The following is a 12,335-nucleotide window of genomic DNA, read 5'->3' on the forward strand; positions in this document are numbered from 1 at the left end:
CGGGAAAAACCAGAAAGGGTAGGGGAGGCGGACTAGGGTGACTTGCGCAGGGTAACCAGGCCGGGGGTTTGGGTAAAGGTTAAGTTATTGGCGGCGCACACGGCCCGCAGCACCACGGGCAGTGGGTCGGCGGCTTCAAAATCACCCGAAAAAGAAAGGCCGCGCACGTCGGCCGAGTCGTAGGCCATCCGCACGTGGTAGCGGGCGCCCACCTGGGCCAGCACTTCGGTCAGGTCATCTTTCTCGAAACTGAGGCCGGTGGGTACCTCCACCGCCAGCGGCCTGGGTGCCGCGGGCAGCGGCCCGAATGTGTGCAGGCGTACTTGCCGGGTGCGGACGTTCACGGTTAGCTCCTGGCCGGGTTTCAGGAACTGCTCGCGCATGGTGAGGTGGCTGGCGGGGGTGGCGCGCACCACCACTTTGCCTTCCAGTAGCCGCACGTTTACCCGCTGGCTGTCAGTAGCCTGCACCCGGAATTTGGTGCCTAGGGCCGTGGTCGTAAACCCATTAGCCAGTACCGTGAACGGATGCGCCGCATCCTTCGCCACCGCAAACAGCGCCGCGCCGCGCAGGCTGATGTCGCGCCGGTTGTGGACAAACGGCGCGTAATACGCCACCTCGCTACCCGGCTGCAACGTCACCACCGAGCCATCGGGCAGCGGCAGGCGCAGCGGGGCGCGTCCGGTATTGGCGCGGCGCACCAGCGGGCTAGTGGGGGCGGCCGGGCGGGTAACTTGCGCTATTGGCGCGGGCGCGGCGGGCCGGTAGGCGAAGCGTAGCACGGCGAGCCCCACGGCCAGCAGTACGGCTGCCGCCACGGCCCAGCGTTGCCAGCCGGCGCGGCGCGGTGTGGGCGCGGCAGCAGCCTCGGCCGCCAGGTGCCGGCGCAGCTGCGCCCACACCCGCGCCGACTGTTCTTCCTTGAGCGGGCCGGCCTCGCCAGCCGGGTACGCGGCAAATTCCTGACCTAGGCGCTCGTGCCAGGTGTCCTCGTCGGGGCCGAACAGCGCGGCGAGCTGCTGCTTGTCGGCTGCCGTAGCGGTGCCATCCCAAAACTTCTCAATAAGGTGCTGCGCGTCCTGGCTCATCACCCTTAAATACTCGAAGGGGTGCCGAAAGGGGATGCCGGTGGGCGTTGCTAAATCGTTAGGCGCAGGCGCTGATTTTTAATGATTTGATAACCCGTTTTCTGGTCCAAAAAACGGGTATGCGCCCTACGGCAACTCCAGCAACACCAGCAGGCCGGCCACGGCCAACGCCTGCGTAGGCGAGTGCCCTAGGTGGATATATTCCCGAATAAAGCGTGTGGACTGCTTGAGGTAATCCTTCACCGAGGCCACCGAAATACCGGTAGCGGCGGCTACTTCCTCGGCCGACTTGCCCTCGAAGCGGCACAGCCGAAATACCGCCTGCTTGCGGGCCGGCAGGTGGCGTACGGCCTCTTCTACTAAGGCTAGCTGGCTGGTATAGAGCTCCTCATCGGCCAGCTCATCAGCCACGGCCAGTTCGGCCAGGTCAGTTTCGAGCTCCAGAATGGCGGCTTCGCGCAGCTTTTTTTTGAGGTAGGAAGCGGCCTTATTGTAGCTCACTACGAAGAGCCACCCGCCCGCGCCCTTGGCGGGGTCGAGGGCCGTGCGGTTTTCCCAGAGCGCAATAAACGTTTCTTGCAGCAGGTCCTCGGCCGCGTCGGGGTCAGGCACCATCTTGCGAATGTTGGCAAAAACCGGCTGCTTGTAGCGGTGATACAGCGCCTCGAAGGCTGCCCGCTGACCTAGGGCCAGCGCGGTAAGCTGCGCGGTTTCGGAGTCGATGACGGCCATAATCTCCTGCTGGGCAAAGCTTCGGCTGCCACTTAAAGCAGACGGTAAAGCCAGGTAATGTGTTCACCAAAAACAGGTTGTTGCTTGCTCCCAAAGATACGAAAGCCACCCGGTACCAGCAGGTCACGAAATTGTGATGCGGTGGGTTGGTTTCTGCTCACACCAGCAAACTCAGAAAATCCTGCTGCCCGTTCAGGTACTCAAAACCAAAACCCTCCTCCGTCATGCGGGCCTTGATGCCTTCCACATCGTGCGGGTTTTTGACCTCGACGCCGATGAAAACGGGGCCTTTCTCCTTGTTATTTTTCTTGATGTACTGAAACTGAATGATGTCCTCACCTTCAGCCAGCACATTATTCACGAAGCGGCGCAGCGCGCCCGGCGCTTGGTTGAAGCGCACCATAAAGTAGTGCTTGAGGCCCTGGTGGCGCTGGGCGCGCTCCTTGATGTCCTCCATGCGGGTGATGTCGTTGTTGGAGCCACTCACGATGCAGACCACCGTCTTGCCCCGAATCTGGTCGGCGTAAGCGTGTAGCGCCGAGATGGCGAGCGTGCCCGCGGGCTCCAGCACCATGCCTTCCTCGTTGTACATCTTCAGCAAATCCTCGCACACCTGGCCCTCGGGCACAAGGTGCACTTCATCGAGCAGCGCCTGGCAAATCTCAAATGTGAGCTCGCCGGGGCATTTCACGGCCGCGCCATCCACGAAGGTGTCAAGGCTAGCCAGCGCCTGTCGCTGCCCGGCGCGCAGGGCGTCGTGCATGCTGGGCGCCCCTAAGGGCTGCACCCCGATAAGCTTAGTGTGTGGGCTCAGCTGCCGAAACACGCTCGACAAGCCCGAGGCCAGCCCGCCGCCGCCGATGGGCATAAAGCAATAGTCAATCGGCGTGTCATGGGCCGCTTTCAGGATTTCCAGTCCCACCGTGGCTTGGCCTTCCACAATGGCCAAATCGTCAAACGGATGCACAAACGTGCTGCCGCGCTCATCGCAAAACGCCTGCGCCGCGTGGTAACAGTCGTCGAAGGTGCGGCCGGTGAGGTGCACCGTCACCATATCCTTGCCGAAGAGGCGCACCTTGTCCACCTTCTGCGCGGGCGTTTGGGCGGGCATGAAAATGTCGCCCCGCAAGCCCAGCAGCTGGCAGGCGTAGGCCACGCCCTGGGCATGGTTGCCAGCGCTGGCGCACACGATTTGGCGACTCGGCACGGTGAGGGGCAGCGTGGCAATCTTGTTGTAAGCCCCCCGTATTTTATACGAGCGCACCACCTGCAAATCCTCCCGTTTGAGCAGAATAGTGGCGTCGTAGCTGCGCGAAAGCCCCAGGTTCTGCATCAGGGGCGTCTTGGTAATCACGCCTTTGAGGCGGCGCGCGGCGGCCTCCACGTTTTCTAGGGTGACGGCGGTGGCCGCCGGGGCTAGCAGGTCGGGCATGGGGTAGGGGGCTATGCTAACGTAACGCCTCACCCCCCGGCCCTCTCTCCGAAAAAGGAGAAGGGGAGCCAGCCGACAAAGGGACTAGAAATAGAAACTAGTCCCCCCTCTCCTTTTCGGAGAGGGGGCTAGGGAGTGAGGCGCTATGTTGAGCGAGTTGCTAAAAACTATCTGCGCAGCAGCTTACGCCTCCACGTTCTCGCTGCTGCGTGAGCGCAGCTCGCGCACGGTGGCGCCAGTGGCCCACAGCTCTGATTCGCGTACTTCTTTCAACTCCGCTTCCAGCTCGGCGCGGTAGTTGGGCGTGCTACCGCGCTCGATAGTGCGGCGGGCTTCTTCGCCGCTGGCCACACTGTCGTACAAGTCGTTGAGTACGGGTAGGGTGGCTTCGCGGAATTTGCCTTTCCAGTCGAGCGCGCCGCGCTGGGCCGTCACCGAGCAGTTGGCAAACATCCAGTCCATACCGTTTTCGCCCACCAGCGGCACGAGGCTCTGGGTCAGCTCTTCCACGGTTTCGTTGAAAGCCTCGGAAGGCGAGTGGCCGCGCTGGCGCAGCACCTGATACTGAGCCTCAATGATGCCGGCCAGGGCCCCCATCAGTACGCCGCGCTCGCCGGTGAGGTCGGAGTACACTTCTTTCTTAAAGTCGGTCTCGAACAAGTAGCCCGAGCCCACGCCGATGCCCATGGCAATGGCCTTTTCCCAGGCTTTGCCCGTAGCATCCTGAAACACTGCGAACGACGAGTTCAAGCCGCCGCCGGCCACAAACAAGCGGCGCAGACTAGTGCCGCTACCCTTGGGAGCCACCAAAATCACGTCGATGTCCTTGGCCGGGATGATGTTGGTTTGGTCGTTGAACGTGATGCCGAAGCCGTGCGAGAAGTACAGCGTTTTGCCCGGCGTGAGGTAATTCTGGAGCGTTGGCCACAATGCAATCTGCCCGGCGTCGCTCAGCAGGTTGCAGATGATAGTGCCTTTATCAGCGGCTTCCTCAATCGAAAACAGCGACTCGCCCGGCACCCAGCCATCCTTCAAAGCGCGCTCCCACGACGGCGTGCCCTCGCGCTGGCCCACGATGACGTGGAAGCCGTTGTCGCGCATGTTAAGCGCCTGACCGGGGCCCTGCACGCCGTAGCCGATTACGGCGATAGTGTCATCCTTGAGAAACTCAAGCGCCTTTTGCAGCGGAAATTCGTCGCGGGTAATTACGGTTTCGGGGACGCCGCCAAAGTTGATGGTTGCCATGTTGGTTGGGGTGTTGCGCGGACTTTGTAGTCCGCGAATTGATTGAAAAAAGGTGTCGTTCTGGGTCGCGGACTACAGAGTCCGCGCAACTTGTTACATCGTAAAAACCTGCTCGCGGTCGTTCAAAAACTCGTTCTCAGCCACTTCTTCGCTCGGCTCGCGGCGCTCAAACTCGCGCAGCTTGTGGTGAAAGCCGTCGCTCGCCTTGATGATGGCGATGCGCGCCGAGCGCACAAACTCAATCAGCCCGTAAGGCTGCAAAGCCTTAATCAGGTTGTCGGTTTCCTCGCGGTGGCCGGTGGTTTCAAACACCGTGTAGTCCTTACGAATCACCACGGCGCGGGCCCCATTTTCGCGCAGCAGGCGCTCCACGAGCACCTTTTCGGCAATCACGTCGGTGGGTACTTTGTAGAGTGCCATTTCCTGCCAAATCACGTCGGCGTTGGTGTTGTAGTACACTTTGAGTACTTCCACCTGCTTTTCGATTTGCTTGGCGAGCTTCTCCACCACGTCCTCCGTTTCCACAATTACGATGTTGAAGCGGTGGATGCCTTCAATCTCGGAGGGCGACACGTTGAGGCTCTCAATGTTGATTTTGCGGCGCGAGAAAATGATGGCAATGCGGTTGAGCAAGCCCACCTGGTTTTCGGTGTACGCGGTGATGTTGTATTCCTGGCGGTCGGCGGGTTCGAGACTCATAATCAGTAGGTTTAAAAGCGTTTGTCATTGCGAGCGAAGCGCAGCAATCGCACTAGAACGGGTGGCTGACGAGCCGTGTAGACACCATACTGGTGCGATTGCCGCGCTTCGCTCGCAATGACAGGCGGGGTAGGCGGGACTATCTCAAGCGGATTTCCGCCACGCTGCACCCCTGCGGCACCATCGGGAAGATGTTATTCTCCTTGGTCACCATCACCTCCAGCAAAAACGACCCCGGATGCGCCAGCATCCGCTCCAGCGCCGGGCGCAGGGCGTCACGCGCATCCACGCGCTGGCCGGCAATGCGGTAGCCGGCCGCGACAGCCACAAAATCAGGGCTTTGGATATTCACAAACGAGTAACGACGCTGGTGAAACAGCTCCTGCCACTGCCGCACCATGCCCAAAAACTGGTTATTGAGAATGATGATTTTCACGTCCACGCCCGTCTGCATGATGGTGCCGAGCTCTTGAATGGTCATCTGGAAACCGCCATCGCCAATCACGGCTACTACTAGCCGGTGAGGCGCGCCAAATTTGGCCCCAATGGCCGCCGGCAGCGCAAAGCCCATGGTGCCCAGCCCGCCGCTCGTGACGTGGCTGCGCGACTGGTTTTGCAGCGCGTAGCGGCAGGCCACCATCTGATGCTGCCCCACGTCGGACACGATAACGGCCTCACCACCAGTTAGCTCGTTGAGCTGCTGAATAACCTCGCCCATTGTCAATTCCTCCGAAGTCGGGAACAGCTCCTCCCGAATCACGGCGTCCACTTCCTGCGCGGCGTAGTCGTTGAAGCGGGCCAGCCAGGCAGCGTGCTCCTTGCGCTCGACCAGGGCCGTGAGCAGGGGTAGGGTTTCCTTGCAGTCGCCCCAGACGGGCACGGCGGTGGGCACGTTTTTGCCGATTTCAGTGGGGTCGATGTCGAGGTGGATAATTTTGGCCTGCTTGGCGTACTTATCGAGGCGGCCGGTCACGCGGTCGTCGAAGCGCATCCCGATGGCAATCAGCACGTCGCACTCGTTGGTGAGCACGTTGGGGCCGTAGTTGCCGTGCATGCCCAGCATCCCTACATTCAGCGGGTGGCCAGTGGCCAGGGCCCCCACGCCCAGGATGGTCCAGGCCGCCGGGATGCCACTTTTCTCCACAAATTCCTGAAACTCGCGCTCGGCCTTGCCCAGTACCACACCCTGCCCCCAGAGGATGAACGGCTGCTTAGCATTATTAATCAGCGCCGCCGCCTGCTCGATGTACTCGTTGCGCACTACCGGCGCGGGCCGGTAGCTGCGGATATGCGTGCACGGCTCGTAGGCCGGCGCGTCGAAGGTCTGCATCTGCGCGTTTTTGGTGATATCCACCAGCACCGGGCCGGGCCGGCCGCTGCGCGCAATGTAGAAGGCCTTAGCCAGCGCCTCGGGTATTTCCTCGGCCCTGGTTACCTGGTAGTTCCACTTCGTAACGGGCGTCGTGATGTTGATGATGTCCGTCTCCTGAAACGCATCGGTACCCAGCAAATGCGCAAACACTTGCCCCGTGATGCAGACCAGCGGCGTGCTGTCGATGAGCGCATCGGCCAGCCCCGTCACGAGGTTGGTAGCGCCGGGGCCGCTCGTGGCCAGTGCTACGCCCACCCGGCCCGAGCTGCGCGCATAGCCCTGCGCCGCGTGGATGCCGCCCTGCTCGTGGCGTACCAGTACGTGGTTGAGGGCGCCCTCGAAGTCGTAAAGCGCGTCGTAAATCGGGATAATGGCCCCGCCGGGGTAGCCGAAAATAGTGTCCACGCCCTCGGCCACCAGGGCTTGCAGCGTGGCTACCGCGCCAGTCGTGGGCGTGGTAGCGGGGGCGGCGGCCGGGCTAGCGGTGGGCTGGGCTAAGGTCTGCGTTGACATAATTTTCTTCTACTAAATCAGTGATACAGCCGTGGCTGGCGTCGCTCACGGTGCGGATATACTTGAGGAGCACGCCCTGCTTGGCGGGCAGCGGCGGGCGCTGCCAGGCAGCGCGGCGGGCCTCCAATTCGGCTTCGGAAAGCTGCACGTCGATGGTGTTGGCGCGGGCATCCAGGATAATCCAGTCGCCGTCCTGCACTAGCGCGATGCCGCCGCCGTCGAAGGCTTCGGGGCAGACGTGCCCAATCACGAAGCCGTGGGTGCCGCCCGAAAAGCGGCCATCCGTTATGAGCGCCACTCTGTCGCCCAGGCCCGCGCCCATGATGGCCGAGGTTGGCTTAAGCATTTCGGGCATGCCCGGTCCGCCCTTCGGCCCCACGTAGCGAATCACGACCACCTGCCCGGCCTCGATTTTGTGGTCGATGATGCCCTGGTTCAACTCTTCTTCCGAGTTAAACACTATCGCCGGTCCTTCGAACCGCAGGCCTTCCTTACCGCTGATTTTGGCCACGCTGCCTTTGGTAGCAAGGTTGCCGTATAGCATCTGGATGTGACCATCGGCTTTGATGGGGTTGCTCAAAGGCCGCAATAGGTCCTGCTCGGCACCTAGGGGCTGCACGTCGGCCAGGTTCTCGGCCAGCGTGCGGCCGGTCACGGTCAGCAGGTCGCCATTCAGCAGGCCGTAGTCGAGCAGCGTGCGCTGCACAGCGGGCACGCCGCCGATTTTCGATAAATCCTCCATCAGGTACCGGCCGCTCGGCTTGAGGTCGGCCAGCACCGGCACGCGGTTGCTCACGGCCTGGAAGTCCTCCATGGTGAGGTGCACGCCGGCCGCGTGGGCAATGGCGATGAGGTGCAGCACGGCATTGGTCGAGCCGCCGAGCACGGTGATAATCACCATCGCGTTCTCAAACGCCGCCCGGGTCAGAATGTCGCGGGGCTTCAAGTCCAGCTCCAGCAGGTTGCGCAGGTACGCGCCCGCATCGAGGCATTCCTGGATTTTGGCGCTGCTCTCGGCGGGCAACGACGACGATGCGGGCACGCTCATGCCCAGCGTTTCGATGGCCGCCGCCATCGTATTAGCGGTGTACATCCCGCCGCACGCGCCGGGTCCGGGGCAGGCGTTGTGGATGATACCCTGGTAATCCTCGTCCGAAATCTGGCCGTTTACCTTCTTGCCGTAGGCCTCGAAGCACGATACAATGTTGAGCTGCTGCCCCTTAAACTCGCCGCCTTTAATCGTGCCGCCGTACACCATGAGGGAAGGCCGATTGAGCCGCGCCATGGCGATGAGTGCGCCCGGCATATTCTTGTCGCAGCCCACCACCGTGGCCAGGGCGTCGTAATAGTGCGCGCCCGCCATCGCCTCAATGGAGTCGGCAATTATCTCCCTCGAAACCAGTGAGAAGCGCATCCCCGCGTTGCCGTTGGTGATGCCGTCGCTCACGCCGATGGTGTTGAAGCGCAGCCCCACAAGGCCCTGGGCGGCCACGCCGCGCTTCACCTCGTCGGCCAGGCCGTTGAGGTGCATGTTGCAGGTGTTGCCCTCGAAGCCCGTGGAGCAGATGCCCACGAATGGCTTGCGCAAATCCGCATCCGACAGGCCCGCGCCGATGAGCATGGCCTGCGAGGCGGGCAAGCTGTCGTCTTGGGTGTAGATGCGGCTGAATTTATTGAGAGTCATGGGGTTAATTCGGCGAAGAAATTCGGTTTGGCTCTAAAAAAACCTTCCTGAGCCGCGGGCTAGGAAGGTTTTCTTGAGAATAAGAAGTGCCTGCTAGCCCGTGAGGGTAGGAATAATGACCACGGAAATGACGGGTAGCATACGCATGGCTGGTGGTACCGTGGACCCTGCGGGTCCGCGAGTGAATAGGATGGTTGGAAACTGGGCAACTCGCGGACCCACAAGGTCCACGGTACACTAAATAATGGTGCTCACGCCCACCGCGATGTTATGTGCATTCCACTGCTGCTCGTTCGAGTCGGCAATCCAAAACGCTACGTAACTACCAACTTGCTCAGTGGTATAAGGCGCAGTCGGGTTCAGCTCGGGCGTCAGAATCTGGTTGGTCAGCGCCTCGTCCACTGCCTCGCGCACCAAAGCAGCTTCTTCCGTAAGCTCTAGGTGGTCGAGCAGCATGGCAGCCGACAAAATGGCGGCCAGCGGGTTGGCAATGCCCTTGCCTTTGGCCTGGGGGTAGGAGCCGTGGATGGGCTCAAACACCGCTACATCGGCGCCCACCGAGGCGGAGGGCAACAGGCCCATCGAGCCGGCAATGACCGAGGCTTCGTCCGAAATGATGTCGCCGAACATGTTCTCGGTAAGTATCACGTCGAACTGCTTGGGATTGATGATAATCTGCATCGCGGCATTGTCCACGAACAGGTAATCAACGGTTACTTCCGGGTAGCTAGGCGCAATCTCGCGTACCACTTCGCGCCACAAGCGTGAGGTTTCCAGTACGTTAGCCTTGTCCACGAGCGTGAGATGCTGGCGGCGGCCGGCCGCCGACTGAAACGCCAGGTGCGCGATGCGCTCAATCTCGGCGCGAGAATACGTGCAATGGTCATAGGCCGAACCATCCGCCATGCGGCCCTTCCCACCAAAGTAGATACCGCCCGTCAGCTCCCGAAATATTACTAGGTCGGTGCCCTCGATACGGTCGGCTTTCAGCGGCGAGTGCTTCAACAGCGCCTTGTAGGCCGTTACGGGGCGGATGTTGGCAAACAAGCCCAACTCCTTGCGCATGCGCAGCAAGCCTTGCTCGGGGCGCACTTTGGCGCTCGGGTCGTTGTCGTACTTGGGGTCGCCGATGGCGCCGAACAGCACCGCATCGGAGGCACGGCAGGCGGCCAGTGTTTCGTCAGGCAGCGGGTTGCCGGTGGCGTCGATGGCGCAGGCACCCACTAGGTGCGAGGTGAATTCAAAGCGGTGGCCGAAGCGCTCGGCTACGGCGTCGAGCACTTTCACGGCCTGTCGACAGACTTCCGGCCCGATGCCATCGCCGGGCAGCAAGGCTATTTTCTTGATTACCATGTCCATGCTCGTTTTTGTTCGTAGGCCGCAATGGCCGATTTTTGATTTACTAGAAAGTCGATGTCGTCGTAGCCGTTAATCAGGCACTCCTTTTTATAGGGGTCGATGGCGAAGCTAACGGTTTCGCCCCAAGCCGGCACGGCCAGCGTTTGGGAAGGCAAATCGACGACCAGTTCCAACTGCGGATTTTCCTCGATAGCAGCCAGCAGGCGGGCCAGCACCTCATCGCTCACTTGCAGCGGTAGGAGGCCGGTGTTCAGCGCATTGCCCCGAAAAATATCGGCGAAGTAGCTCGAAATAACGGTGCGAAAACCAGCGTCGTAAAGCGCCCAGGCGGCGTGCTCGCGGCTAGAGCCGCAGCCAAAGTTTTTGCCGGCTACCAAAATTTCGCCACTATAGCGCGGGTTATTTAGCACAAAGTCGGCCTTGGGCGAGCCGTCGGCGTTGTAGCGCCAGTCGCGAAACAGATTCTCGCCAAAGCCTTCGCGGGTGGTGGCTTTCAGAAAACGGGCCGGAATAATCTGGTCAGTATCAACGTTTTCAAACGAGAGCGGCACGCCAGTAGTGTGCAGGGTCTGAAATTTTTCCATTAGTTCAGGTACTGCGTAATGTCAACGATGCGGCCTTGCACGGCCGTGATGGCAGCCACCAGCGGCGAGGCCAGCAGCGTGCGCGAGCCAGGCCCTTGGCGCCCCTCAAAGTTGCGGTTGGAGGTAGCCACGCAGTACTTGCCGGCCGGAATTTTATCCTCGTTCATGGCCAGGCAGGCGCTGCAACCGGGCTCGCGCAACTCGAAGCCGGCTGCGGCCAGAATCTTGTCGATGCCCTCGGCAATGGCCTGCTGCTCAACTTGTTTAGAGCCCGGCACGATGATAGCCTCCACGTGCCCGGCCTTACGCTTGCCTTGCACGTAGGCGGCCACGGTGCGCAGGTCTTCGATGCGCGAGTTGGTGCAGCTGCCGATGAACACGTAGTCGATTTGCTTACCTAGGAGCGACTCGCCGCGCTCGAAGCCCATGTACTTCAGCGACTTGTCGAAACTCTCGGCTTCGGCGTCGGGCACCTGGCTCGGCACGTGGCCGGTGAGCGGAATGCCCATACCAGGGTTGGTGCCGTAGGTAATCATGGGCGTGATGGCGGCCGCGTCGTACACGAACTCGGCGTCAAATACCGTGTCCTCGTCCGAATACAGCGTTTCCCAATAAGCTACGGCGTCGTTCCAGGCCTCGCCTTTCGGCGCGAAGGGCCGGCCCTGTACGTAGGCAAGCGTAGTGGCGTCGGGGGCGATGAGGCCGCCGCGGGCGCCCATCTCGATGCTCATGTTGCAAATGGTCATGCGGCCTTCCATGCTGAGGCCGCGCACCGCGCTGCCTGCATACTCCACGAAGTAGCCCGTGGCGCCGCCCGTGCCGAGCTGCGCGATGATATAGAGAATCAAGTCCTTAGCCGTGACGCCAGGCCCTAGGTCACCTTCTACCGCTACGCGCATCCGCTTGGGGCGCGTGAGCAGCAGGCACTGCGAAGCCATTACCTGCGCCACCTGGCTGGTGCCGATGCCGAAGGCTACCGCGCCAAACGCGCCGTGGGTCGAGGTGTGGCTATCGCCGCACACGATGGTCATGCCCGGCTGGGTGAGTCCAAGTTCCGGCCCGATAACGTGCACGATACCCTGACGCTGGTGCCCTAGGCCGTACAACTCAATACCGTACTTCTGGCAGTTCTCGGTCAGCTTATCGACCTGCGAGCGCGAAAGGGGCTCTTCGATAGGTAGGTGCTGATTGAGCGTTGGCACGTTGTGGTCGGCCGTAGCGATAATCTGGCTGGGGCGAAACAGCTCTAGACCACGCGCCGCGATTTCATCAAATGCTTGCGGGCTAGTGACTTCGTGAATCAGGTGGCGGTCGATGTACACCACGTCTTGCCCGCTCGCGATGGAGCGAACGACGTGGGCATCCCATATTTTATCAACTAAGGACCGGGCCATTTTTTTGGTAGAGTATCGTAGTCTCTAGAGCGTTATGCTTCACTGCGTTCAGCATGACCTTCTATTAATAGGGTTCTAGTGACAGCAGCGTTAATAAAAAGGCGAAGGAAACGAAGCAACAGGGGGAAGTTTTGGTCGAGTCAACGAGTGTGAAAGAATGGCGTCATTGGGTTGTTAACCCGACCCCCTGACTTCCCTGCTCCCACCCACTGGCAGCGCCTGCCGCCCCGTTT

General features: G+C 61.1%; 10 protein-coding genes. All 10 read right to left on the bottom strand.

All coding sequences use genetic code 11. The annotated features are described in order from the left end of the window. Positions 1–32: 32 nt before the first annotated feature. Entirely contained in the window at positions 33–1,088 is a 1,056-nt protein-coding gene (locus tag ACFSDX_RS03395; protein ID WP_382311771.1) for a FecR family protein, read from the bottom strand. Between the two features lie 126 nt (positions 1,089–1,214). Then, entirely contained in the window at positions 1,215–1,820 is a 606-nt protein-coding gene (locus ACFSDX_RS03400; protein WP_382311772.1) for a sigma-70 family RNA polymerase sigma factor, read from the bottom strand. 157 nt (positions 1,821–1,977) lie between these two features. Continuing rightward, positions 1,978–3,252 (bottom strand): threonine ammonia-lyase IlvA, encoded by a 1,275-nt coding sequence (gene ilvA, locus ACFSDX_RS03405; protein ID WP_382311773.1) that lies wholly within the window; start codon positions 3,250–3,252, stop codon positions 1,978–1,980. Positions 3,253–3,435: 183 nt separating this feature from the next. Then, the gene (gene ilvC / locus ACFSDX_RS03410) at positions 3,436–4,497 is read right to left on the bottom strand and encodes a ketol-acid reductoisomerase (RefSeq protein WP_382311774.1); all 1,062 of its coding nucleotides are present in this window, start codon (positions 4,495–4,497) and stop codon (positions 3,436–3,438) included. Between the two features lie 93 nt (positions 4,498–4,590). After that, on the bottom strand, positions 4,591–5,196 hold the full coding sequence (gene ilvN / locus ACFSDX_RS03415) for an acetolactate synthase small subunit (protein ID WP_382311775.1): 606 nt from the start codon (positions 5,194–5,196) through the stop codon (positions 4,591–4,593). A 139-nt stretch (positions 5,197–5,335) separates the two neighbouring features. Then, on the bottom strand, positions 5,336–7,081 hold the full coding sequence (ilvB, locus tag ACFSDX_RS03420; protein WP_382311776.1) for a biosynthetic-type acetolactate synthase large subunit: 1,746 nt from the start codon (positions 7,079–7,081) through the stop codon (positions 5,336–5,338). Then, the gene (ilvD, locus tag ACFSDX_RS03425) at positions 7,047–8,765 is read right to left on the bottom strand and encodes a dihydroxy-acid dehydratase (RefSeq protein WP_382311777.1); all 1,719 of its coding nucleotides are present in this window, start codon (positions 8,763–8,765) and stop codon (positions 7,047–7,049) included. Before ilvD ends, ilvB begins: the two co-directional genes overlap by 35 nt. A 237-nt stretch (positions 8,766–9,002) precedes the next feature. Then, the gene (leuB, locus tag ACFSDX_RS03430; protein WP_382311778.1) at positions 9,003–10,124 is read right to left on the bottom strand and encodes a 3-isopropylmalate dehydrogenase; all 1,122 of its coding nucleotides are present in this window, start codon (positions 10,122–10,124) and stop codon (positions 9,003–9,005) included. Beyond that, positions 10,112–10,708: a 3-isopropylmalate dehydratase small subunit gene (gene leuD / locus ACFSDX_RS03435; RefSeq protein ID WP_382311779.1), complete on the bottom strand. Its 597-nt coding sequence runs from the start codon at positions 10,706–10,708 to the stop codon at positions 10,112–10,114. Before leuD ends, leuB begins: the two co-directional genes overlap by 13 nt. Then, positions 10,708–12,102 carry a 3-isopropylmalate dehydratase large subunit gene (leuC, locus tag ACFSDX_RS03440; protein ID WP_382311780.1) on the bottom strand — a complete coding sequence of 465 codons (1,395 nt, stop codon included), beginning with the start codon at positions 12,100–12,102 and terminating at the stop codon, positions 10,708–10,710. Before leuC ends, leuD begins: the two co-directional genes overlap by 1 nt. Positions 12,103–12,335: the final 233 nt, after the last annotated feature.

Origin of the sequence: Hymenobacter bucti, assembly GCF_042681145.1 — a bacterium.
Lineage (GTDB): Bacteria > Bacteroidota > Bacteroidia > Cytophagales > Hymenobacteraceae > Hymenobacter > Hymenobacter bucti.